The organism is Paucibacter sp. KBW04 (assembly GCF_003852425.1).
In the GTDB taxonomy this organism is placed as follows: domain Bacteria; phylum Pseudomonadota; class Gammaproteobacteria; order Burkholderiales; family Burkholderiaceae_C; genus Paucibacter_A.
Map to the genome: position 1 here is coordinate 78,140 of NZ_QAJN01000021.1, position 24,408 is coordinate 102,547.

A 24,408-nucleotide genomic window follows, 5' to 3' on the forward strand; every position below is an offset into this window, starting at 1 on the left:
CACGCTGCAGATGCGCAGCGTGCCCCGTGTTGGCCCGCGCCCGAGCCTGCTCGGGCGCGCCGTGCCACAGATTACTTCGCGGTTTGGCTGGGGATCCATGCCTGGTACTCGGCCCACAGCTTTTTCACATCCCCACCGCCGGCGCAGGCGCCGATGGCGTTCTCCCAGGTCCAGGGGAATTTGGAGCCGGGCTTGGCCGTGGCATTGAAGCAGGGGCCAAAGTCGCGAAAACCTTTTTGCTCGACCAGATAGGCGAAGAAGAAGGCGCCGGTCTTGTAGGGGTCGGTATAGCTGCCGCCCAGCTTGCGGTCTTTGGCATAGCCGAAACCGGCCTGGTAGCGCACCAGATCGGCCAGGCTTTCCAGGGCCGCGCCATGCATGCCCTCGTAGTGCTGGTAGGCGTGGACCATCTCGTGGAAGAGGATGCCCTTGACCTCGTCGGCCATATTGCCGCCCTTGGCTGCGTACTTCTCCAGCCAGCGGGTGTTGACGTTGACGATGATGCGCTCGGGCGGCTCGCCGGCCTTCCAGGCGATGCCGTCCTTGGGTTCTTCGCTGCCCTTCTCGCCATTCCATTCGCGGATGCGCAACTCCAGGGTCTGGAAGGCGGGCACATCGGCCGGGCTCTTGTAGAGGCGCTGCACCACGCCGCGCGCGATCTCATGCACATAAGCGTTGATATCGGGCACCAGGGCCGCAAAGGCCTGGGCGCCGGCGGAGCCGTCGTTCTTGTAGTCCACCACCGGGGTGGCGACGCGGACCCAGGCCGGGTCGTCTGCCGCGACGGCTGCTGAGAGTTGGGGTGCGGCCGGTAGGGCCTTGGCCTTGGGCGTGGCATGGGCCGTGGCGCAGGCCAGCAGCAGGGCGCTGAGCAGGAGTTTGGATTTCATAGTTGTTTTGGCTGGCGATGGGCGGCGGAGCAGAGCCCGCCGTGCTTGGTTTCAGTAAAAAGAATCAGTAACGGTACTTGGCCGAGACTTGCAAATAGCGGCCCATGGCGCTGTGCAGGCCGCCAAAGATATGCGAGCCGGAGTCCTGCACATTGAAGGGTGGCACTGCGTTCAAAACGTTGTCGACATTCATCTGCACATCCAAGCCCTTGAGCAAACCCTTGTAGCCCACATTCAGATTGATGACCGAGTGCGGCCTGATATCGCACAGGCTGGCCGGCAGGGACGGCGTTTTGCTGGTGGCGATGCTGCAGTTGTCCTCGCGGCTGGTGCTGAAGAAGCCGCCGACGGTGTTGCGGCTCAGGCCCAGGCTCAGCTTGTCGTACTCCCAGCGCAGGCCCAGGTTATGGCGCAGGCGCGGGGTGGACTCGTAACCGGCATAGCTGTAAGGCGCTTGATCCGGGTCGTACTGGTACTCGATGTGAGAGAGATAGCTGCCGTTGAAGTCGAGCGAGAAGCGGCCCCATTCGGCCGTGCGCCATTGCTTGTGGATTTCAAAGTCCACGCCGTCCGTCATGGTGCTGGTGGAATTGCGCTTGATGGCCTGGATCAGAAGGATGGGGCCGGCGGTGAAAGAGGCCGGGTCGCCGGGCAGCTTGGGGCCGCGCAGCACGGCATCGGGATAGCGATCGGGGTGGTCCACCAGGGTTTGCGGGTCGGGGTCGCCGATCTCGTTGAAGCGTTGGAAGCGCCAGTAGTCCAGGCCAAACGTCAGGTCCTTGATGGGCTCGGCCACAAAGCCGAGGAAGTAGCCCTTGGACAGCTCGGGCTTGAGGGCCGGGTTGCCGCCGGTGCGCATCTCCACCGTGGTGCCGCATTCATTGCCGTCGCAGCGCTTGGGGTCGTTGACGCCTGCATAGCCGCCGGTGGTGATGGGGGCAACCTCCAACACATTGGGGGCACGGAAGCCCTCGGCGTAAGAAGCGCGCACCATCAGTTCCTGAACGGGGCGCCACTTCAGGGCCAGCTTGGGCTTGGTCACGCCGCCGACGTCGCTGTAGTGGTCGTGACGCAGGGCCACTTGGGCTTCCAGGCTCTTGAGCAAGGGGATGGACAGCTCGCCGTAGACGGCGCTGACGCGGCGGCCCACATCCCAGCCGCCGGACTGGCCGGTAATGCCCAGGATGGCGCCGCTGCTGGCCAGGGGGCTGAGCTCGGAGAAATAGCTTTCATTGCGGGTCTCGGCGCCGATGGCCAGGCCCACATCACCGGCCGGCAGGCGCAAGAGATCGGGTTTGCTGGCGCGGAAATCGGCCACCGTCAGGGTGGTCTTGAACTTGTCCGTGGTGCCGGCCAGCAAGGAGGCGATCAGCTCCGGCGAATTGGGGCCGCCGAAGAGGTATTTGCCATTGGCAATCGCGTCAAACACCGGCTGCTTGAGTAGTTCGCCGCGGCGGGTGGCGTCAGCACTCTGCACCTGGTGGTTGAAGGCGGCCTCCCAGTCCCAGCCCTGGAACGTGCCCTTCACACCGGCGATGGCATTGGCGGAGTTGCTGACATTGTGTGAGCCGGTGCCGCCGGTGTCCTGGAACATATAGGTGATGTCCACCCGCTGGACATCGGCCAGGGTGGCGCCGGGCGGCAGCATGGACTGGCTGGGATATTGCGGGTGGCTGGGCAGGACGATGGGGTCCGGATGCAGATAGGTGCCGAAGGGCTGGCCAATGCCGATGGAGTTGGTGGTGTTGCGCAGCAGGCTCAGGCGCGCAAAGGCTTCCATATCGGGGCTGATGGCAAAGGTAGCGCCGCCGTTGAAGGCCAGGCGCTGCGAGTCGGCACCGGCTTGCTGCTTGGTGCTCTTGAACTCATCGTGCCAGCACACCAGGCCGCCGTAGGACGCGGCGGGATGGGCGCTCAACATATCGGGGGCGCAGGCCTTGTCCAGCGGCACGATGAAGCGTGAGGCCGTGCGGCCGGTGGCCGGGTCCAGAAAAGGCTTGTCCAGGGTGATTTGCAGATTGCCGGCCGGGCTGTAGCGGCTGCGTTCGTCCAGCCAGCCCCAGGGGCGGGTGTCGCGGTTGCCCACATAGCTGTCGCTGCGATTGCCCTGGTAGTAAGGGTCGCGCTGGATCAGCTCCAGATTGCCCCAGACGTTGTAGCGGTCGCGCAGCACATCACCCATGCCGGCCGTCAGGGCCACCGTGCGGCGGCCACCGTCATCGTACTTGGACTTGCCGGCCGAGGCATTGATCTCCAGACCGCTGAACTCCTTGCGCAGGATGATGTTGACCACACCGGCAATCGCGTCCGAGCCGTAGATGGCGGAGGCGCCGTCCTTGATGATGTCCACCCGGTCGATCACGCTGACCGGGATGCTGTTGAGGTCGCTGAAGAAGGCGGCGCCGGCGGCGCGCGGGTAGGCCGCCAGGCGGCGGCCGTTGACCAGCAGCAAGGTGGACTGCTCGCCCAGATTGCGCATATTCAGGGCCTGCGCACCGGGCGTGTAAGTGCCCAGCGAGTTCTCGTTGATATTGGTGGCGCCGTTGGAGCTGAGGTTGCGCAGCAGATCGCCGATGGAGCTGGCGCCGCTGGTCTCGATGTCCTTGCGCGTCATCACCTCGATGGGCGAGGTGGTCTCGGCGTCCAGGCGGCGAATGCGGCTGCCGCTGACCTCCACCCGCTTGAGCACCTCGGGCTTGGCCTCGTCCTTGTCGGCGGCCTGGGGCTTGGTTTCTTGCGCCAAGGTTGAGAGGGGCGCTGCGCTCAGCAAAAGGCCAAGCAAGGCGGCGGCCAGGGCCGTCTGTGTCTTCTTCATCGGTCTTGTCTCCTGTTTTTTTGATGGTCGGTGCCAGTGCCAGCCTTGTGCGCTGGCCTGGCCCGAGCTTGCCGAGGATGGGCAGCTGAATTCTTCTTGCGCAAGGCCCTGAAAGCGATGGAGCAGAACTGAGCCAGGCCTGCAGCTTTTCTGAGTCACGGGTTTGTCCTCGCCCAGTTTTTTTCGCGCCAGACCGCAGCTTTGCTCGCTTGTGGGTGCGCAATGCGCCCACCACACTGCGCGGCTTGCTCGGCTGCTTGCTCGCTTGTTCGCCTGCTGTTGGAGGTTCGCGTTAGCGAGGCGCGGCGGAGTGCCGGGAGTTCAAAGAATCTTTCGCCACCAGAGGAGACCTCAGACATGTTCAATCCCACAACAATCTCGCGCGCCCTGGCCGTTCTGGCCACGGCCTGCACGGCCTTGAGCGCCGCTCAGGCCCAGACCAAGGCCGACGCCACCCAGCTGGAGCGGGTGGAGATCACCGGTTCTTCGATCAAGCGCATCGCATCCGAAGGCTCGCTGCCGGTGCAGGTGGTGACGGCCAAGGAAATCGCCCGCAGCGGCGCCACCTCGGCGGCCGAGGTGATCCAGCGCCTGCCCGCCATGCAGGGCTTTGCGGTGATAGACAGCGCCGTCGGCGGCGGTGGTGGCCGGGCCGAGGCCAGCATCCATGACATCGGCGCCTCCTACACCTTGGTGCTCTTGAACGGCCGCCGTGTGGCGCCCTATGGCTCGGGCAATGCGGTGGATCTGAACTCCATCCCCCTGAGCGCAATCGAGCGCGTTGAGGTGCTGACCGATGGTGCCTCCGCGCTTTACGGCGCTGACGCCATCGCCGGCGTGATCAACTTTGTGCTGAAGAAGAATGTGCAGCGCTTCAGCATCGAGGGCGGCCTGGGCCTGCCTTTGGAAGGCGGCGGCCGCAATGGCAATCTGAGCATCACCGGCGGCTTTGGTGATATCGACAAGGATCGCTTCAATGTGATGCTGTCCTATCGCCACGATGAGCAGCGTCAGCTGGCCGCCACCGATCGCAAGTTTGGCAGCACCTCCTATCTGCCAGTGAGCTTCCAGGGCAAGAACTACATCTACGACCAGACCAGCTCCTACGCCGTGCCCGCCAATGCCACGGTGCAGTTCAAGCCCGAGGCCAAGCTGCCGGCCTGGGTCTTCAACCCCTATTACAAGGCCAATGGCAATAAGTGCGCGGAGCGCAATTTCTACAGCCTGTCCAACACCGCCACCAAGGATGTGGTGACCGAGCGTTGCACCTTCGACTTCGCCAACACCATCGAGATCTATCCCGAGAACAAGCGCGACGCGCTGTTTGTCTCCGGTCAGTTCAAGGTCAATGACTCGCTGCGCCTGTTCTCCGATGTGGCCTTGTCCAAGTTCCTGATCACCTCGCGCGTCGCGGCCAACCCGGTGCCCATCGATATTCCGCTGGATTCGGTTTACTTCGCCAAGCACATCCAGCCCTATCTGAGCGCCGAACAAGCCGCCAACGTCACCGATGTGACCGCCGCCTACCGCGGCCAGGACTTCGGCCTGCGCACCACCCGCCAGCATTACGACACCCAGCACATCGTCCTGGGTGCCGAGGCGGAGCTGGGCTCCTGGACGTTGAGCGGCGGCCTGACCTATTCGGCCAGCAAGAGCGATGAGGTCTACGACGGCGGCTACTTCCGCACCGACAAGTTCGAGGCCTTGATGGCCAACGTCAGCTTCGACCCCTTTGTGGCGGCCGGCAATCAAACACCCGAGGCCCTGCAGAAGATGCAGGACTCCATCTTCCACGGCCAGACCCAGACCTCCAAGACGGCCTTGACCGGCATCGATGTGCGCGCCACCGGCGAGCTCTTCAAGCTGCCGGCCGGTGCATTGAGCCTGGGCCTGGGCGGTGATCTGCGCAACTACAGCTATGAGCAGGCGCCGACCGCGGCGGCCAGCAATGGCGATATCTACAACTACAGCCCCACCGAGCCCTACAAGCTGGAGCGCCGCACGGCCGGTGTCTTCGTCGAGGCCCTGATCCCCATCGTCAAAGACTTGGAGCTGACCACGGCCCTGCGCTATGACAACACCGGCGCGATCAAGGACAAGCTCAACAACACCACCGTGGGCAAGAGCGCCAGCGGCACCACGTACAAGATCTCGGGCCGCTACCAAGTGCTGCCCAGCTTGCTGCTGCGCGGCTCCTATGGCACCGGCTTCAAAATGCCGTCCATGCTGGACATCGCCCAGCCCGAAGTGCCCTTTGGCGTGACCGGCGGCCGCTATGACTGCCCCTTCCCCAACACCGCGCCCTGCAAGCTGGGCCCGGATCAGTACACGCAGATGTCCGGCGGCAACGCCCAGCTGCGGCCCGAGACCTCCAAGCAAGCCGCCTTCGGCATCCGCTTCGAGCCCACGGCCCAGTTCGGCATCGGCCTGGACTACTGGCAGGTCAAGCTGAAGGATGCGGTCTCCGGCGTGTCGGAAGAACAGGCTTTTGCCGACCCGGCCAAGTACAAGGATTTGTTCACCACCTTCCAGCAGCCCAAGGAGAAGCAGGCTTACTACGCCTTCCGCAGCGTCTCCACCAATATCGGCCAAGCCATTTACAGCGGCATTGATTGGAATCTGATCGCACGCGCCAATACCGACATCGGTCGCCTAACCGGCGAGTTGAGCGGCACTTATATGATCGAGTCCTCCTATACCCGCGCGGGCACCACCGACGACTTCACCAGCAGCCTGGGTCGCTACGGTGAAAACGGCGCGGTGACGGCGCGCAATATTGCGCGCGCCACGGTCACGCTGGATTCGGGCGCCTTCAGCAATAGCTTCGCGCTGAATATGCGCTCGGGCTATACCGACCGCACGGCGCCGGTGCGTGATCTGGAAACCAATAAGAACACCACCATCACCCTGAACGTGCCGCGCTATGTGACCCTGGACTGGCAAGGCCAGTGGAACGTCAACCAGGCCCTGGAACTGCGCCTGGGCGTGAAGAACCTGCTCAACCAGGAGCCCCCCCTGAGCTTGCGCTCCGGCTCGGGCCACCAGGTGGGCTATGACTCGCGCTACGCCAGCCCCATGATGCGCACGGTCTACCTGACCGGCGCCTACCGCTTCTGAGTACAAGCCTGGGGGCACTTCAGGCCTGGGTCTGAGTGCCATGTTTGACGAGGGCGGCGTCTGTTCTGCAGCGCCGCCCTTGCTTGTTTTGCCCGCCGCGGCCAGGCTTTGAAAAAAGCTGGCCCCAGCACCCAGAAACAATCGCCCACCCTGGCCGTGCGCTTTGGCCCTGGCGCCACTAGCATGGCAGCACTTTGAAATTCTCGCTGGGGCCGGTATCGGCTCTGCGCTCAAGACCATCATGTCCATTTTCAACACGACCTTCCAAGCGACCTCCCTGAACCAAGGCCCAGCGTCTCACGGCCAGTTCGCGGCGGATTCGGCCTATGCCGCGGTGGACGTCTTCATCGGCACCGGCGGCGACGGCCACTGCCACCCGGCCGCCACCCGGCCCTTCGGCATGGTGCAGGTCGGCCCGGACACCCAACATCGCCACCATCGTCAGGCCTATCCCTGGTGCGCCGGCTACCGCTATGAGGACGACTCCATCCTCGGCTTCTCGCACACCCATTTCTCTGGCACCGGCCATGGCGATCTGGGCGATGTGCTGCTCATGCCTTTCACCGGCGCCACCAAGCTGGAGCCCGGCTACCCCGAGCGCGCCATGAGCGGCTACCGCTCGCGCTTCTCGCATGAGCAAGAGCGCGCCCAACCCGGCTACTACGCCGTGCGCCTGCTGGACCACGAAATCGATGTGGAGCTGACCGCCTCGGACCGCGTGGGCCTGCACCGCTATCACTTCGAGCCCGGCGCCAAGCCGAAGTTGTTGCTGGACCTGCGCTCTAGCGTCTACAACCATCCCGGCAAAAACCTCTGGTCGCGCCTGCGCCTGCGCACGCCCCAGCTGCTGACCGGCATGCGCGAGACGCGCGGCTGGGCGCCGGGGCGTCAGCTGTACTTCGCCATCGAGTTCTCGCGCCCGCTGACCCGCCACGAGTTTCACAACACCGAGACCGATGTCGAGTACCGGGGCTTCCGTACCCCCGGCCGCGAGGCGCATGAAAAGCGCGTGCTGGAAGGCCGTGCCCTGGTTGCCGCGTTTGAGTTCGATGTTCCGGTCGACCAGCAGCTCTTGATCAAGGTGGGCATCTCGGCCGTCAGCGAGGACGGCGCCATTGCGAACTTGAGCGAAATGCAGGGCTGGGACTTCGATGCCCAGCGCTTGCTGGCCGCCAAGGCCTGGGCCGACACCTTGGAAGTGATGGCCATCGATGCCGAGCCCGAGCTGCGCACCAGCCTCTACACCGCCCATTACCACGCCTGCCAGGCGCCTAGCCTCTTCATGGACGTGGACGGCCGCTACCGTGGCCCCGACAACGCGGTTCATCAGGCCAAGGACTTCGGCCCCGCCTTCAGCTACCACTCGACTTTCTCGCTATGGGATACCTACCGCGCCCTGCACCCCTGGCTCTTGCTGACCCAAGGTGCGCAGCGCAATAGCGACTTCATCAACTCCCTCCTGGCCTCGCAAGAGCACAGCCCGCATGGCATCTTGCCGGTCTGGCAATTCCACGGCCTGGAGACCTGGTGCATGATCGGCTACCACGCCCTGCCGGTGATCGCCGACGCCTACCTCAAGGGCTTGCGCGGCTTTGACGCCAAGGCCGCCCTGGGCGCCATGCAGGCCAGCGCCGAGTACACGCCCTATGGTGGCATTGGCGACTACCTCCAGCACGGCTATGTGCCTTACGACAAGGAAGGCGAGGGCGCTTCCAAGACCTTGGAATACTCCTTCGACGACTGGACCCTGGCCCGCATGGCCGAGGCCTTGGGCGAGCACTCGGTGGCGGCGCGTTACTACCAGCGCGCGCAGAGCTTCCGCAATCTCTTGGACCCGGCCACCGGCTTTGTGCGGGGCAAGGGCAGCGATGGCAAATTCCGCCTGCCCTTCGACCCCACGGCCGCCGGCTATGGCAGCGACTACACCGAGGGCAGCGCCTGGCAATACTCCTGGTATATGCCGCATGACTGCGCGGCCCTGGTGGGCAATCTGGGTGGCGACGCCGGCCTGGTCAAGCGTCTGGACGAGATCTTCGAGGCCGAGACCAATCCCAAGATGTACTCGCATATGGAGGACATCTCCGGCCTGATCGGTCACTACGCCCACGGCAACGAGCCCAGCCACCACATCGCCTATCTGTATGCCTATGCGGGTGCACCTTGGAAGACTCAAGCGCGCCTGACGCAAATCGTGCCCATGCAATACGCCAGCGGCCCGGCCGGCCTGGCGGGCAATGACGATCTGGGTCAGATGTCGGCCTGGCTTTTGTTCACCGCCCTGGGCTTCTACCCGGTGGCGCCGGGCAGCAATGAGTATGTGATCGGTCGCCCCTTTGTGCGCCGCGCCAGCTTGCGCCTGCCCAACGGCCGCATCTTCTCGGTGCGGGCCGAAGGGCTGGGCCATGGCAATGATTACATCGGCGCGGTACAACTCAATGGCCAGGCTCATGAAGTGAGCTATCTGCGCCACGAGGACTTGATGGCGGGTGGCGAACTGGTCTTCACCATGCAGGGCGAGCCGCGCCTGGATTGGGCGCAAACGAGGGCCCAGCGGCCCTATAGTCAGACGCCTTATCCCGTCAGTGCGCCCGAAGAGGGGCGTTGAGAAAATCGTCCCATGAGCAGTCGCAGTCCTTCCTCTTCTTCCGTCAGCAGCCATAGTGGCAGCGGCCAGCGCGCCGCGCTGGAGTCCTTGCGCCCCGTCCTGAAGGAGCGGCTGCCGCCGCTGAACGCCTTGCGCGCCTTCGAGGTGGCGGCCCGCAAGCTCAGCTTCACCGCGGCCGCCAAGGAGTTGTTTGTCACGCCGGGCGCGGTGAGCCTGCATGTCAAGCAGCTGGAAGATTATTTGGATGTGCAGCTGTTTGTGCGCGAGGTCAAGCGCCTGCGCCTGACGGCCGAGGGTGAGCGCTATCTGCCCCTGGTCAGCGAGGCCTTCAGCATCCTGCGCCAGGCCACCCAAGGCCTGCGCGGGCGGCAGGTGGAGAGCGTGCGCCTGTCGGTGCGACCCATGCTCTGCCATCGCTGGTTGCTGGAGCGCCTGCCGGCCTTGATGGACGCCCTGCCTTTTTGCCATCTGGAGATCGAGACCGAGCTGGACCGCGACCCCGAGCGCCAAGACCTGCTGCTGGACTACCAACCCGGCGTGGGCGCCGAGGTCTGCAGCCATGAGCTGTTCCGCAGCGACATCGTTCCCGTCTGCAGCCCGGGCTATCTGAAGGCCTTGGGCCTGAAGAAGATAGCCGCGCAAAGCGACTGGAGCCGCCTGCGCCTGCTGCACGACCGCCCCCTGCAAGGCATGGCCGACTACCCCGGCTGGTCCAGCTGCCTGCAAGGCCTGGGCGTGCAGGAGCAGGTGCTGGGCGGCAGCGCCAGTTTTGCCAACAGCTTGATGTGCATAGAAGCCGCGCGCTTAGGCCTGGGCCTGGCCTTGGCACCGCGCTATCTGGTGGAGCAAGATCTGCAAGCCGGTCGCCTCGTCGCACCCCTGAGCTTGTCCGAGGCCGCCCTGCCGGCGCCGCAGATCTATTACCTCAGCTATCGCAAATCGGTGCTGGAGAAGCCCTTTGTGCGGCAGCTGCTGGCGCAGTTGCTGCCGAGTTAAACCTCCCCCACGTCTAGGCGAGTTTGCGCCGCCTGCTCCAAGATCCAGGCGCAGAACTGCTGCACCTCGGCGCGTGGCTGGCTTTGCTGGGCCTGCAGCAGCCAGTAGGCATAGGGGCTGTGCGTTCGCGCAGCGGGGCCGAAGGGCTCGACCAGATCGCCGCTGCGCAGCTGCTCCGACACCAGGGCCACCCGAGCCAGGGCCACGGCCTGACCGGCCAGGGCGGCCTGAATCTGCTGGTAGGTGAAGTTGAGATACATCCAGCGCCGCGGCTGGATCTCGGCCGCGCCCTGCAGGCGCAACCAGTGGCGCCAGCTCAGGTATTCGGCACTGGGGCGTTGGTCGTCTTCCTCCGCCAGGGTGTGTTCCTTCAGGTCGCGCGGCAGCTGCATTTTGGGCGCTGCGCCGGACTCGATCTGGCGCGCCAGCATGGCGCTGATTACAGGCGTTAGCGTTTCGCCAAACAGGCGCTGGGCCTCGGGCGGCATGCGCTCGGCCACGGCATAGCGCAAGGCCACATCGACCTCACCGTCCTCCAGATCCAGCACCACATCATGGGCCGAGACGCGGATGTCGATATCGGGATGCAGGCGCTGAAAAGCCTCCAGGCGTGGGATCAACCACAGCGAGGCAAAGGAGGCGAAGGTGGTGACGTTGACCACCCGGCGACCCCGTGTCTGGCGAATCTGTCGCACCGTTTGGTCCAGGCGCTCCAGCAAGGCCTGGGCCGTTGTTTTCAGCAGCGCACCGTCGCTGGTCAGCTCGACAAAACGGGTGCCGCGCAAAAACAGGCTGCAGCCGATTTCCTCTTCCAGCGAGCGGATCTGGCGGCTGATGGCCGACTGGGTCAGATGCAATTCATCCGCCGCCGCGCGAAAGCTCAAATGCCGTGAGACGGCCTCGAAGGCGCGCAGCGGGCCGATCGACAAGGGTCGCTGGCGCAGGCCAGGGTTGGGTGGATTCATGCGCGAATGGTATCAATCCAAGGCCGCGAACTCATTGGACGCTCCTCCGGGTCAGCCCTAGTATTTGCCCATGCCGATCCAGAAGGGATAAGCCTGACAAGTTCCAGGTAGACGGCAAAACCGAGGTGAACAATCATGAGCAATCTGCAAGAACAAGGCATTTCCTCATCCAGCGACGCTGCCCTGTGGCGCCTGCAGCCGGGTCAAGCCATGGCCTTCACCGTAGGCCCGGGCCCGCGTGAGTTGCTGGTGACGGCCGGCCGGGTCTGGTTGACGCAAAAACAGCCCGCCAAGCCCGGCGCCTTGCCCGAAGACCATTGGTTGGAGCCGGGCAGCAGCCTGCGCCTGGCCTCGGGCGAGGAGGTCTTGCTGGAGGCCTGGCCCACGGCCCAGTTCCAGTTGCTGGTGCCGCCTTGCTATGAGCAGGCGAAGCGCAAGACCGCGCTGCTCAAGACTTCGTCCGCGCCTTGGTCCTGGCTGAAGAAGACGCTGCGGCCGGCGGTCGGCTGGACACGTCACCGGGCTGCCTGACTCTTTTGGCCTTGGCGGCCGGCGCCGTCTTGGCCTTGGCCTTGCTGGGCTTTTTTGCAGGCTTGGCCAGTTTGGCGGCCTGAGCCCGCAGCGCCGCTTCTTGCGCCAGCCGAGCCCAGGGGCGCAGCAGGGCGGGGGAGTCGATGGCCTCTTCGGGCGGGCGGAAGTAGCCCAGGCTGTGGGTCTCGCTGCCGCGCTGGTAGCTAAAGGGCTGGCAGCCCTGGGCCTCGAACTGTGGGCGGCTCTGGGCATCGGTCTTCAGATAGAGCTGCTCGTCGATGATGATGGCGACGAACAAATCATCCAGATACAGGCCATGGCCGCCAAACATGCGGCGGGTGCGCACAGGCCCCAGGCCTTCCAGCAATTCAGCACAGTGGCGGGTGAATTCGTCTTTGGCGCTCATGGGGCTAGGGCTTTGGGGTTTGAGTTGGCTCATTATTTGCACAAAGACTGCGTGCCGGCTGTGGGGCTTGTGCAAAACCCCTGCTCGGCCGCAGCGGCGCGCACTGCACAATGAGGCCAGCCCCGGCTGCTGGAGACCTCTGTGGATTTGAATGATCGTGTGGCCCTGCGTCACAAACTGATTCAGGAACGCCTGGACATGCCCGACCGCCTGCAGCGGGCCGAGGTTTTGCAAAGCGTTTTGCGCGCCTGGCTGATCCCGCGCCGGGAGCTGACCATAGGCGCGTATTGGCCCATCAAGGGCGAGTTCGACCCGCTGCCCGCCCTGTATCGCTGGAGTGAATCCGACCCCGACCGTCGCATCGGTCTGCCGGTGGTGGACAAGGAACACGGCACTTTGCGCTTCCATGTCTGGTACCCCGGCTGCCCCATGGAGGAGGACGCTTACGGCATCCCCAAGCCCAAGGACACCGAGGTCTTTGAGCCCCAGCTGCTGCTGGTGCCTTGCGTGGGCTACGGGCCCTGCGGCCTGCGCCTGGGTTATGGTGGCGGCTTTATGGACCGCACCTTGGCCGCCCTGCAGCCGCGCCCGGCCACCGCCGGCCTGGGCTATGCCCACGGCTTCCAGATGCTGCTGAAAGCCCAGCCCCACGATATGCCGCTGGACGCCATGCTGACCGAGGAAGGCGTGGTCTGGGACAAGAACGGCTGACCCACCAATTCCACAGACAATGCCCGCCATGAGCACTTACAAGCAACACCTGACCCTGCTGCAAACCCAGGCCGAACAGGCCCTGGCGCGTTGCGGATTCGATGCCCTCTTGATCGCCTCCGGCGTCGAGAAGTTCGCCTTTCTGGACGACCGGCCCTACCTCTTCGCGCCCAATCCGCATTTCAAGCATTGGCTGCCCCTGGTCAATCATCCGGACAGCTGGCTGCTGATCCGCCCCGGCCACAAGCCGCGCGTCGTGTACTACCAGCCGGATGATTTCTGGCATGTGCCCCCGGCCGACCCCAGCGGTGAGTGGCTGGAGCATGTGGAGCTGGTGCTGATCGCCCGCAGCGAAGACGCCGCCGCCCATCTGCAAGTGCCCGGCCGCTTGGCCATCATCGGCGAGGCGGATGCCGGCTTGCCCGGCATCGTGCCCAACAACCCGCCCGAGTTGCTCAACATCCTGCATTACCAGCGCGCCTACAAGACCGAGTACGAGCTGGAGCAGATGCGTGCCGCCTCACGCCGCGCCGTGCCCGCCCATCTGGCCGCGCGCAGGGCCTTCCAGGCCGGTGCTTCGGAGCTTGACATCCACCGCGCCTATCTGGCCGGCAGCGGCCACACCGATCGCGATCTGCCCTACACCAATATCGTGGGCTTGAACGAGCATGGCGCGGTGCTGCACTACCAGTACCAGGACGCACAAGCCCCGGCCGAGTCGCGTTCCCTGCTGATCGATGCGGGCGCCTCGGTGAACGGCTATGCCTCCGACATCACCCGAACCTGGGGCGCCGGTGACGCGAGCTTCCAGGCCTTGCTGGACGCCATGGAAAGCGCCCAGCTGGCCCTGGTGGACGAGGTGCGTGCCGGTGTTGATTACCGCAGCATCCATTTGAGCACCCATGCCAAGGTGGCCGCGATTCTGCGCGAGCTGGGCGTGGTCAAGCTGAGCGTGGAAGAACAGTTGGCGCAGCGCGTCACCTCGACCTTTTTCCCGCATGGCATCGGTCATCTGATCGGTCTGCAGGTCCACGATGTGGGCGGTTTTATGGCCGATGACAGCGGCGCCAACTCGCCCAAGCCCGAGGGCCACCCCTATCTGCGCCTGACCCGCCCCTTGGCGGCCGGCATGGTGGTGACCATCGAGCCCGGTCTCTACTTCATCCCCACCTTGCTGAACAAGCTCAAGGCCACGCCAGCAGCTAGCGCGGTGGACTGGAGCCTGGTCGCGCACCTGAGCAAATTCGGTGGCGTGCGGATCGAAGACGATGTGGTTTGCCGAGCCGAAGGCGCGCCGGAAAACATGACGCGGGATGCGTTTGCGGCGCTGAGCTGAGGGTTTTCCTTGTCGCCGGTTTGATGCTTGCTTGGCCAAGCCGGCACAGGTTTCCCCCGGGCTTGCGGCCCCGTCAAGCCCCTCACAATGCCAGCCATGACGCCTTCAGGCGTCGCAAGGCAGAGGGGCCAAAAAATGACTGGAGCGCTTAGGCGGCAGGGGGCAGGGCGAGGTGAGTCGCGGAGTTGGGCCGGGCCGCTGCAGGCGGTGCTGCTCGCTCTGCTGCTTTTGCTGCAGCCCGGTAAGTCCTGGGCCCAAGCCGGGCCAGGCAAGGCCGAGCTGATTGGGCCACAACCGGCCTGGGTCAAGCCTGTCGAGATGCCCAGCGAGAAAAGTTCGCTGACCGAGCAAGCCCGCCAAGGGATCTACTACCTGCTGGTCGATACCCAGGTGCGTGTGGATGCCACGGGGCGCCAGTCCTTTCGCCGCATTGCCATGCAAGCGCTCAACGAGAAGGGCGTGGAGAGTGCTGCCAATCTGGAGTTGCGCTTTGACCCAAGTTATGAGCGCCTGCAGCTGCACCGCATCACCGTCCATCGCGCGGGCCAGCGCAGCGAGCGACTGGCGAGTACGGCCTTGCGCGTCTTGCAGCGAGAGAAGGAGTTGGACTACCTCATCTACGACGGCAGCAAGACGCTCAATGCCTTTCTCGAAGACATACGGGTGGGCGATGTGGTGGAGTACGCCTACACCCTCAGCGGCAGCAACCCGGTGTTTGAGGGGCGCCATTTCGGGCAATTCGATTTGCAGTGGTCCTCGCCTGTGGCCAAGCTCTATGCCCGCCTGTCCTGGCCGGCCGGGCGGCCTGTGAACTTCAAGTTGCTGAACAAGGCGCCCGCGGCCAAGCAAACTTCTCGCGATGGGCAAAACGAGTATGAATGGCAGCAAAACGGCCTGGCTGCCTTGTCCCTGGACAACGACGTACCCTCTTGGTACGACCCCTATCAGGCGGTGCAGTGGGGTGAGTTTGCGACTTGGGCCGAGGTGGCGCGCTGGGCCCTGCCCTTGTACCGGGTGCCGGATCGGCTCTCTCCCGCTCTGCAGGCGGAGGTGAAGCGCATCGCGGGCAAGTTTTCGCAGCCGGCACAGAGGGCGGCCGAAGCCCTGCGCCTGGTTCAACGAGAGGTTCGTTATCTGGGTGTGGAGGTCGGTGTGGGCTCACATGCGCCCAACCCGCCCAGCCAAGTGTTTGAGCGCCGCTTCGGTGACTGCAAGGACAAGACTTTGCTGACCCTGACGTTGTTCAAAGCCTTGGGTTTGCAGGCAAGTGCGGCCCTGGTTCACACCCAGATGCGGCAGGGCATTGAGGGGCTGTTGCCGCGCCCCAGTGCCTTCAACCACGTCATCGTGCGTGCCGATATTGATGGCAAGAGCTATTGGCTGGATCCCACACGCAACACCCAGCCGGGGGAACTCGACCAGATGGCACAGAGCAACTTCGGGCGAGCCTTGCTGGTCGACGCCAAGACCCAGGCGCTGGAGTCTGTTGCCAGCGGCCCGGCCATGCAGCAATGGCGCCGCGTGAATGTGCTGCTCGATGTGCGCGCCGGCCTGGACAAGGCGGTGAGCATGACGGTCAAGACCGAATTGCAAGGCCTCAGCGCCGAACAGCAGCGTGCCCTGCTGGCCGGCGAGAACCCCAAGGAGTTGCAGCAGCGCTATCTGAACTACTACGCGCGCTCCTACCCCGGCCTCAAAGTGGTGAAGCCTTTTGAAACCAAGGACCTGCCCGGCAGCAACCGCATGGAGTTGCTGGAGTTTTACGAGATTCCGAACTTCTTCACCCGCAGCGAGACCGCGCACCGCTTGGAGGCCGGGCTGGAGGTGCCGGAGTTGCTCAGCTATCTGCAGGCGCCGCGCGACACTATTCGCACGGCTCCCTTGGCCCTGGCCTACCCTCAGGAGATCGAGCATGTGATCGAGCTCATGCTGCCCGAGGCCTGGACCTTCAAGGACGAGGAGCAACTGATTGAAGACCCGGGCTTCAGCCTGAGCCGAAAGATCAAGGGCGGCGAACAAAGCGTGCGCATCGTCGACCACTACCAGTCCCTGGCCGACCATGTGCGCCCAGCCGACGTGCCCAGCTTCACCGCCAATCTGGAAAAGGCGCGCAAGTCCCTGGGTTATCTGATTTACAAAAACGATTCGGTGAGCGGCAGCCCCCGCAAACAAGGCGCCAGTCTGAATATCGCCGTGGCCTTGTCGGCGGTCTTGTTGAGTGGTCTGTTTGTCGGCTTGGCCCTGCGGCTCTATGCCTGGAATCCCCGCAAGCGATGGGCCGCTGAGGCCGGTGCGTCGGCCTGGCCTTTGGGCGGCTGGCTCCTGCTGCTGGGTCTGGGGGTTTTGGTGACGCCGCTCAGAGCGGGGCGGCAGCTGCTGGAAAACGCCGGCAGCTACAGCATGGAAAGTTGGACCTACTTCACCTTGCCAGACTCGGCAGGCTTCCATGTCCTGACCGGGCCGCTGATGCTGTTGGAGCTGGCTGTGCTGCTCGCGCAACTGGTCTTTGGAGTCTTGTTACTCCTGCTGTTCCTGAAGCGGCGCAGCAGCATGCCCGTGGTGTATCTGGTGTTGATGTGGGGGTCGGTGCTTGTCGGCGCGCTGGACGCTTGGGCGCTGAATTCCATCCCCCAATTTGCGGGCAAGGCAGGCAAGGCGGGCGAGGAATCCGGCCTGGTCCAACAAGCCTGGGGTGTGATCTTTCTGGGCATCTGGACCGCCTACCTTCTTCATTCGGAGCGAGTCAGGCAGACCTTTGTGCATAGCTACTCAAAGGCGCAGGGGGCCGGTGCACCGCCCCTGTCTGACGCCTTGCCGCCCTTGCCTCAGTCGGGTGGGGTGGCTTAATGTGGAGGTGTTCCATGATCCGGAGCGCTGCCCCGCACCATGAAACTTAGGGCCGACTCAGTTCGCGCCCTCAATCGCGCGCTCCATCATGCGGGCTTTTAGTGCCGGGTCCACATTCAGGTCCAGAGCTTCGTGCAGGGTGCGGCGGGCCTGGTTGACCGACTGGGCGCTGGCCTCGGTGCTGCTGTGCATGGCCGCATCTTGGCCGCCCACCACATTGACCGTGCCGCCCGATACCTGGGCCACGGCATAGCCTGCCGGGCAGCTCACATTGGTGTAGACGACCTCCTTGCCACGGGCGCATTTGCGCAAGGCGCCGGGTGGTGGCTCGGCCGAAGCCGCGGCCTTGCTTGATTTGCTCGTGGGCAGGGCTTCGACCTTGTCACGAACACTGCCGTTGTCGAACTTGAAAGGCTTGGGGGTGTGCGCCACTTCGCCCTGCAGCAATTGCTGCTTCAGGCGAGTGGTGCCATAGCGTTGGACGCCGCCCAGCACCAGGGCAATGAGAGTGGTCCAGAAAATAAGTCGCAGCAACATGGTGGCAACAGCTTGGGGGGTAGGCTGAAATTTTGTGGCATAACGGCTAATTTGGTGAGTCTGTTTGGCTACGCTCTTTTGGGGGGTAGAGCGGGGGGCTTGCTTGATTCCCGCTTTTGGCTTTGGGATTGACATCGAGCTCTCGCAAGACCGACGATGGCCTCCAAGGCCCCCTGCTTTCAGAACCAAGCGCAGGCTTGGTTTCGCGGAGGCTCTCTGGGACGGCGCGAGCCGACCCCTTCGCTTGCCGCGCAGCGTGAACTTGAGGAAATGAGTTCGGATGAATTCCATCAAGCAAGGCCGGGTCCTGGCTTCTCTCAAGGCCGCCGCGATGGCGCAAAAACGTGGCGACTTGAACGCGGCGGCGAAGTGCTATCGCGCCGTGCTTCGCGATGCGCCCGCGCATCCCCTCGCTTTGCGCTTTCTCGGGAATGCTGCGCGACAAGCGGGTCAAGGTGAGCAAGCCGTCGAGTTGCTGGCTGGGGCGATCGCGGCCGCGCCGGAGGATCCCGCACTTCGCACGGAGTACGCGCTGGCGCTGTTCGAGATGAATCAGCTGGATGAGGCGCAGACCCAGTTGTTGCGCGCGCTCGATTTGGGGCCGCCCAGTGCTGACGGTCTGGTGCTGCTCGCCAAGGTGCAAGAGCGTCGCGGTCAGACCCAGGAAATGTTGGCGACTCTGTACGCCGCGACGCAGGCCTTTCCACGGGATTGGCGCCACTTCATGCGCTTGGGCGCCGCCTTGGCTGGGGCGGGCAATTGGACGGTGGCCGAGCAATGTTTTTCCTGTGCCAGTCAGTTGGCGCCCACGCGCTCGGACTGTCATTTCAACCATGCGCTGGCCTTGCGTGAAACAGGTCAATTGCCAGCGGCGGTGGATGCCTTCGAGCGCGCCATCAAGGCGCAACCGGATTCGGCCTCAGCCTTTCTCGAACTTGGTGTCACTTACCAGCGGCTGGGCATTGCTGAGGCAGCCCTTCTGGCTTTCGACTGCGCCGAAGCCCAGTCGGCGCAGGACCCGCGTGTACTGCTGGAGCGGGCGCGGACTTTGCTGAGTCTGCAACGCAAAGACGAGGCATTGACGAATTTGCAGCTCATGGGCCAGCGCTTTCCCGAGCATGCCCTAGCCCACAATCTGCGCGGCATGTTGCTGGCGGAGATGGGCCTGGCCGACGAGGCCTTTGCGGCCTATAGCCAGGCCATTCAAGTGCAGCCCGACTGTGTGGAGGCTTTGCACAACCGCGCCAATCTGCTGCTTGGCAGCCGCAGATTCACTCCTGCGCTGGCGGATTTCGACCGGGCCATGCAGCTCAAACCTCAGCTGGATTGGCTGCGCGGCCTGCGTCTGTATACGGCCATGCATGTATTTGACTGGGGCGGCTTTGAGGCCGAGCTCGCCGCCATCCTGCCGGAGCTGGCGAGTGGCCGGCGCATTGTTCAGCCCCTTGTTCTGCAGACGCTGTGTGATGACGCTGCTGCGCAGCTTGCTGCCGCGCGCATCTGGATGGAGAGCATCGGCACTTCGCAGCGCGCAGGGCAGATGCCGCCGCGGGAACCCGGCGGCAAGCTCAAATTGGCCTATGTCTCGCGTGATTTCAAGGCGCACCCCATCGCCTACTTGCTGGCCGAAGTTATCGAGTTGCATGACCGAGAACGTTTCGAGGTGATCGCCATCAACTATGGCCCGGCCACCCGCGACCCCATGCAGGAGCGGCTGCGCCAAGCCTTCGACGCCTTTCACGACGTGGAGACCTTGAGTGACGCGCAAATCGCCGCGCTGTGCAGAAGCCTGGGTGTTGATGTTGCGGTCGATCTGACGGGCTTCACTCAAGGCGCAAGGCCCGGCATCTTTTTCCAGGGGGCAGCGCCGCTGCAGCTGCTGTATCTGGGCTATCTGGGCAGTTCAGGCTCGGCCGTCTACGACTATGTGATTGCCGACGAGGTCTTGGTGCCGCCCGAGAGCCGCCCCTTCTTTGACGAGAAGCTGCTGTACCTGCCCTGGTATCAGTGCAATGACCGCCAGCGCCCTCGGCCCTCGACCGGCTTGCGCCGGATCGACGTGGGCCTGCCCGATCAAGCCTTTGTCTTTTGCTGCTTCAACAACTCCTGCAAGATCAACCCCGCACAGTTTGCGCGTTGGGCCGAGATCTTGCGCGCCCAGCCACAGGCCGTGCTTTGGCTCTTGGAAGAAGACCCGCTTGCGGCCCAGAACCTGTGCAGGCATGCGAGTGAATGGGGCATAGAGCCGCAGCGCCTGGTGTTCGCGCCGCGTTGCTCCCGTGAGTCTTATCTGGAACGTCTGGGGCTGGCCGATCTGTTTCTCGACACCCTGCCTTACAACGCAGGCACCACCGCCAGCGACGCCTTGTGGATGGGTCTGCCGGTGCTGACCCTGCCCGGCCAGTCTTTTGCCAGCCGTATGGCGGCCAGTTTGCTGAGGGCACTGGGCTGCGAAGCCTTGATTGCTCAGGACCAAGAGCACTACCGGGATCTCGCCATTCGAATCGCGGCTGAGCCTCGCTTTTATGCCCAGCTCAAGCAAGCGGTGTTGAGCGGGCGGGAGCACTCGAATCTGTTTGACACGCCGCGTTTCACGGCCCAGCTGGAGGCAGGCCTTGAATGGGTGCATGCGCGCAGGCTGGCGGGCCAGCCGGCCGAGGACTGCCGGCTCGCGCCGCTTCGCTGAAGCCTGCCCTCGCTCTACTTGGCGCTTACCGTGATGGGCAGGCTGGCCGTGGCCGTCTGGCCGGTGGAGTCCTGCACCACGATCTTCAGCGTGTAGCTGCCGGTGATGGGCTTGGCCCAGCTGGCCGTGATGTTCATGCCATTGGCCGAGAACATCATGCCCAGCGGCACCCCCGAGATGGAGATGGAGACGGCGCTGACGCCGGGATCGCTGATGCTGATCAAAGCGCTGAGGGGCTTGCCTGCCACGCCGCTGACCGCCGGGGCCGTGATCTGCGGGCCGCTGGCCGCGATCTTGACGCTGATCAGGGCCTGGCCGCTGAGGCCGGTCTTGCCGTCCTTGACCGTGACCGTCACGCTATAGCTGCCGAGCACAGGCTTGGCCCAGCTCAGGACGCCGCTGCTGCTGACCGTCATGCCGCTGGGGGCAGCGCTCAAGCTGTAAGTCAGTGGGTTGGCAGCGCTGGTGATCAGGCTGTAGGACAGGGCGACGCCGGGCTTGCCCGTTAAGTTGGCGGCGCTGACCGTGGGCGCCACCGGGGCCGGGGCGGCGGCGATATTGACGCTGTAGACCGCCTGGCCGCTGAGACCGGTTTTTGCGTCCTTGGCGATCACGCTCACCGCATAGCTGCCGGCCGCCGGGCTGGGCCAGCTGACCACGCCGGTGCTGGCCGCAATCGTCATGCCCGCAGGCGCAGCGCTGAGGCTGAAGCTCAGGGCATTGGGGCCGCTGGCCGAGGCGGTGAAGCTGAGGGCCTTGCCCACCTGGCCGCTGATGCTGGCGGGCGTCACCACCGGTGCGCTGACCGGGGCGGCCACGCCGCTGAGTTGGCTCAGCAGGCTGGCGGCATTGGGCGTGCCCAGGCCGGTGGCGGTGTCATAGCCGATCTTGGCGGCGCAGCTGGCGCAAGTGCCGTTGCTGCCCTTGTTGATGTCGGCAAAGGCGGCGGCATAGTTGCCCGGCACGCTGGCGATGCTGGCGTAGAGCGCGCCGTGGGCCTGGCCCAGCACGGGCTTGGCGACTTGGGCGCGCACGGCATTGGCGACGGCCAGCAGGCCGGCCCATTGCGGCGTGGCCAGGCTGGTGCCGCCGGCGCTGATCCAGTTGACCGCGCCGCCGCTGCTGGTCAGCACGGCCACGTATTGGCCGGTGCTGGGGTCGGCGTTGAAGGCCACATCGGCCACGCTGCGGCGCAGCGGCGTGCCCATGCCGGGCACCGTGGATTTCTGATAGCTGGGCGTGGCCGTGTAAGCACTGACGCCACCGCCGGTGCCGGACCAGGTGAGCTCGCTGCGTGTGCCCGTGCCGCTGTAGGTGAGACTGGTGCCGCTGACGGCCAAAACATTCGGCGAGACGGCGGGCCAGGACACGGCCGCACCGGAGTCGCCGGTGGCGGCCAAATAGCTCATCTTGGCGGCAGCAAACGCGGCATCGACCGAGGCGGTGTACGTGCCTTCATTGGCACCAAAGCTCATCGAGACAACGCCCGGGCCCATGGCATTGGCCAGTTTGACGGCGCCCAGCAAAGCATTCAAAGAAGCGTCGGCGGATTCGATCAGCACGATGCGGGCCAAGGGGGCGATGGCATGGGCCCATTGCACATCCAACGCAATCTCGGTGGCCCAGCCGGAGTTGTAGGCGGGTGCCGAGGCCGTCATGCCGCCGGCCGGCGTGCTGTAGACCTGGCTGAATTCGCAGGCCTTGCTCGAGGCCGCCGCCAGGGGCAGGGCGGTACTGCTGGCAATCGCCTTTGTTGTGCAAGTGGGCAGGCCGAACTTGCTGTTGAAGGCGGCCAACTCGGCGGCGATATAGGGGTCGTGGTAGGCGTCGACGATGTAAACCGTCTGGCCCGCACCCAGCTGCGCCGCTTGCGCGGCCGTCAGGCTGGCGCCGGCCACAGGCAGGGCGGGCAGGCCGTAGGCGGCGCGGATCTGGGCCGGGCTGTAGGTCGAGACCACGCCGCTGCCGGCCATGGGGCTGACCCCGGTGCTGGCGCTGGTGTTGACACTGAGTGCGTGGCTGCGACTGGCGGCCTCCAGGGTCTGCACGGTCAGCCCTCGGGTGGACAAGCTGCTCAGCTCGGCCGGGACCGACTGCCGACGCGGGCCGCTGAGGGCCGAGGCATTGGGGTTGAGGCGATCGCCGTCCCCCGGCTCGTCCAGCAGCAGCGGTGCGACGTGGAAGGCGGGCTTGACCTCCGTTTGAGCGGCCGCGCTGGGCAGATCATCCGTCTGCAGCTGCAAAGTGGTGGTGGCGCTGGCCAAGGGCGCCAGGTTGGGCTCGGTCGCCACATCGGGGCGGCCGCCGCCGCAGGCGCTGAGCAGGAGCAAGGCGGCGCTCAGCAGGCTGAGGCGGGGCAGGTTTGCTTGCGAAGAGGGCTTTGCTACCGACATGTCCAGGGCACTCCGAGAAGGAAGGCGAGGGCCACGCCGGATCAATGAGCTTGGGCTGAGGTCGCTGCAGCCATTGCTGTCGCGTCCTGCCCCGGCTTTGCGGCCAGGGAGAACCCGGCCGCTCTGCGCTTCATTGGCAACCCCGCTGCCCTGGCGCTTGCGCGCGGTAGGCCGGTGGCTTTGCGTCCCCGTCTTTCGACGGGTTTGCCCTCTGTTACTGCAAATCTTTCAGCGCCGCCAGGCCTCATGCTTAGCGGTCATCTTTATCAACTCTAGCGATTTCCCTGAGCGCCATCAGGGCCTACGGAGAATTTGGCCGATTGGCGTGACAAATTGGCGTGGCGCTGTGGTGGCGGCGCTCCGCAATGTTGTCCGCCAGGGCGCTCTCCGACAGTCTGGGCGGGGCTTAGAAGCGCATACCCAGGCCGACGCCGACCAGCAGCGGATCCACCTTGAACTCGCCGATGTCCTTGCCCGCGGAGCTCACGGTGGTCTTGATCTGAACCCTTTTGATGTCGATGCTCAGCACCAGGTTCTTGGCGATTTCGATGTCGGCGCCGATCTGCGCTGCGAAGCCAAAGCTGTTGTTCTTCAGGTTCAGGTCCAGCGCGTTCAGGCTGGAGTCGAACTTGATGTTGGACAGATGGGTGTAGTTCAGACCCAGGCCCAAAGAGGGGGGGCCTGTCAGCTGGTTTTCCGAAGCGGAGCGAGCGCTGCTCAAGCGCTTGCCAGACTCAAAAACAAAAAAGCCACGGCGCTCGAGCTCGTGGCTTTTTCTTGAAGGCTGAGCGGCGGGGCCGCTCAAGTCCTGGCTTCGCGGATGATCAGAAGCGCATGCCCAGGCCGACGCCGATCAGCAGGGGGTCGACCTTGAAGTCGCCGATGTCATTGCCCTTGGAAGTGACGGTGGTCTTGATCTGCACCTTCTTGATGTCGACGTTCAGGAACAGATTCTTGCCAATTTGGAAGTCGGCACCGATCTGGGCCGAGAAACCGAAGCTGTTGTTCTTCAGGTTCAGGTCCAGCGCGTCCAGGCTGGGGTCGAACTTGATGTGCGAGATATTGGTGTAGTTCACGCCCAGGCCCACATAAGGACGGAAGGTGCCGGTGGGGATGAAGTGGTACTGCAGCGACAGGGTAGGAGGCAGGTGCTTGAAGCTACCGATCTTGCCCAGATTGCTCACCGACAGATCCTGCGATTGCGGGTAGGTCAGGATCAGCTCGGCGGCGATATTGGGGGTGAAGAAGTAGCTGATGTCCACTTCGGGCAGCCACTTGTTGTTGATCGATGCGTCGGAAGACTTGCCCACCACGGCGGTCAGGGTGTCATGCAGCTGGCTGCTGTTGGTATTGGCCGATTGCAGATTCACGGCGCGGGCGCGCACCAGCCAGTTGCCTTCTTGTTGGGCTTGGGCGGCGAAGCTGGTGCTGGCCAGGGCGATGACAGCGAGGGAGGTAGCGAGCTTGTTCATGATGTTTGCAGCGTTTCCAAGTGATGGGATCGAGTCCCGATGACGCTATTGAAACGGTCGGCAAGGGGTTAACCCTTGATATTTCGCAAACTCAAAAACCC

16 protein-coding genes and 1 riboswitch are annotated in these 24,408 nt (G+C 64.4%); of the genes, 8 read left to right on the top strand and 8 right to left on the bottom strand.

Annotated features, from left to right (window positions below):
• Positions 1-71: 71 nt before the first annotated feature.
• Together DBR47_RS23445 and DBR47_RS23450 are read right to left on the bottom strand one after the other, a co-directional pair.
• A complete protein-coding gene (locus DBR47_RS23445) occupies positions 72-890 on the bottom strand; it encodes a basic secretory protein-like protein (RefSeq protein ID WP_124454723.1) in 819 nt (272 codons plus the stop codon).
• Between the two features lie 64 nt (positions 891-954).
• A complete protein-coding gene (locus DBR47_RS23450) occupies positions 955-3,705 on the bottom strand; it encodes a TonB-dependent siderophore receptor (RefSeq protein ID WP_124454725.1) in 2,751 nt (916 codons plus the stop codon).
• A 357-nt stretch (positions 3,706-4,062) separates the two neighbouring features.
• Between DBR47_RS23450 and DBR47_RS23455 the strand changes: the two genes are divergently transcribed.
• From DBR47_RS23455 to DBR47_RS23465, 3 genes are all read left to right on the top strand, one after another.
• Entirely contained in the window at positions 4,063-6,822 is a 2,760-nt protein-coding gene (locus DBR47_RS23455; RefSeq protein WP_197047248.1) for a TonB-dependent siderophore receptor, read from the top strand.
• Between the two features lie 241 nt (positions 6,823-7,063).
• On the top strand, positions 7,064-9,427 hold the full coding sequence (locus DBR47_RS23460; RefSeq protein ID WP_124454730.1) for a GH92 family glycosyl hydrolase: 2,364 nt from the start codon (positions 7,064-7,066) through the stop codon (positions 9,425-9,427).
• A 12-nt stretch (positions 9,428-9,439) separates the two neighbouring features.
• Positions 9,440-10,423, top strand: coding sequence for a LysR family transcriptional regulator (locus tag DBR47_RS23465; RefSeq protein ID WP_124454732.1), 984 nt, complete (start codon positions 9,440-9,442; stop codon positions 10,421-10,423).
• Here DBR47_RS23465 and DBR47_RS23470 read toward each other — a convergent pair.
• Complete coding sequence (locus DBR47_RS23470) at positions 10,420-11,388, bottom strand: LysR substrate-binding domain-containing protein (RefSeq protein ID WP_124454733.1); 969 nt, start codon at positions 11,386-11,388, stop codon at positions 10,420-10,422. The two genes, DBR47_RS23465 and DBR47_RS23470, sit on opposite strands and share 4 nt — an antisense overlap.
• Before the next feature lie 135 nt (positions 11,389-11,523).
• Between DBR47_RS23470 and DBR47_RS23475 the strand changes: the two genes are divergently transcribed.
• Complete coding sequence (locus DBR47_RS23475; RefSeq protein WP_124454735.1) at positions 11,524-11,919, top strand: DUF2917 domain-containing protein; 396 nt, start codon at positions 11,524-11,526, stop codon at positions 11,917-11,919.
• On the opposite strand, the gene DBR47_RS23480 is transcribed toward DBR47_RS23475, so the two are convergent.
• Positions 11,837-12,325 (bottom strand): TfoX/Sxy family protein, encoded by a 489-nt coding sequence (locus DBR47_RS23480; protein ID WP_124454737.1) that lies wholly within the window; start codon positions 12,323-12,325, stop codon positions 11,837-11,839. The two genes, DBR47_RS23475 and DBR47_RS23480, sit on opposite strands and share 83 nt — an antisense overlap.
• A 141-nt stretch (positions 12,326-12,466) precedes the next feature.
• On the opposite strand from DBR47_RS23480, the gene DBR47_RS23485 reads away from it, so the two are divergent.
• From DBR47_RS23485 to DBR47_RS23495, 3 genes are all read left to right on the top strand, one after another.
• A complete protein-coding gene (locus tag DBR47_RS23485; RefSeq protein ID WP_255420805.1) occupies positions 12,467-13,036 on the top strand; it encodes a 5-formyltetrahydrofolate cyclo-ligase in 570 nt (189 codons plus the stop codon).
• A 28-nt stretch (positions 13,037-13,064) separates the two neighbouring features.
• A complete protein-coding gene (pepQ, locus tag DBR47_RS23490; protein WP_197047249.1) occupies positions 13,065-14,372 on the top strand; it encodes a Xaa-Pro dipeptidase in 1,308 nt (435 codons plus the stop codon).
• Between the two features lie 135 nt (positions 14,373-14,507).
• Positions 14,508-17,219, top strand: coding sequence for a DUF3857 domain-containing protein (locus DBR47_RS23495; protein ID WP_197047250.1), 2,712 nt, complete (start codon positions 14,508-14,510; stop codon positions 17,217-17,219).
• Between the two features lie 57 nt (positions 17,220-17,276).
• On the opposite strand, the gene DBR47_RS23500 is transcribed toward DBR47_RS23495, so the two are convergent.
• Positions 17,277-17,756, bottom strand: coding sequence for a hypothetical protein (locus DBR47_RS23500; protein WP_124454743.1), 480 nt, complete (start codon positions 17,754-17,756; stop codon positions 17,277-17,279).
• Positions 17,757-18,036: 280 nt separating this feature from the next.
• Between DBR47_RS23500 and DBR47_RS23505 the strand changes: the two genes are divergently transcribed.
• Positions 18,037-20,442, top strand: a complete 2,406-nt coding sequence (locus tag DBR47_RS23505) for a tetratricopeptide repeat protein (protein ID WP_124454745.1) — start codon at positions 18,037-18,039, stop codon at positions 20,440-20,442.
• A 14-nt stretch (positions 20,443-20,456) separates the two neighbouring features.
• On the opposite strand, the gene DBR47_RS23510 is transcribed toward DBR47_RS23505, so the two are convergent.
• The 3 genes from DBR47_RS23510 to DBR47_RS23520 form a co-directional block, all read right to left on the bottom strand.
• Positions 20,457-22,835, bottom strand: coding sequence for a S53 family peptidase (locus tag DBR47_RS23510; protein ID WP_124454746.1), 2,379 nt, complete (start codon positions 22,833-22,835; stop codon positions 20,457-20,459).
• 132 nt (positions 22,836-22,967) lie between these two features.
• A riboswitch (cyclic di-GMP riboswitch) is annotated at positions 22,968-23,054 on the bottom strand.
• Positions 23,055-23,241: 187 nt separating this feature from the next.
• The gene (locus tag DBR47_RS23515) at positions 23,242-23,556 is read right to left on the bottom strand and encodes an OmpW family protein (RefSeq protein WP_231512475.1); all 315 of its coding nucleotides are present in this window, start codon (positions 23,554-23,556) and stop codon (positions 23,242-23,244) included.
• Between the two features lie 103 nt (positions 23,557-23,659).
• The gene (locus DBR47_RS23520) at positions 23,660-24,307 is read right to left on the bottom strand and encodes an OmpW family protein (protein ID WP_124454748.1); all 648 of its coding nucleotides are present in this window, start codon (positions 24,305-24,307) and stop codon (positions 23,660-23,662) included.
• Positions 24,308-24,408 lie beyond the last annotated feature (101 nt).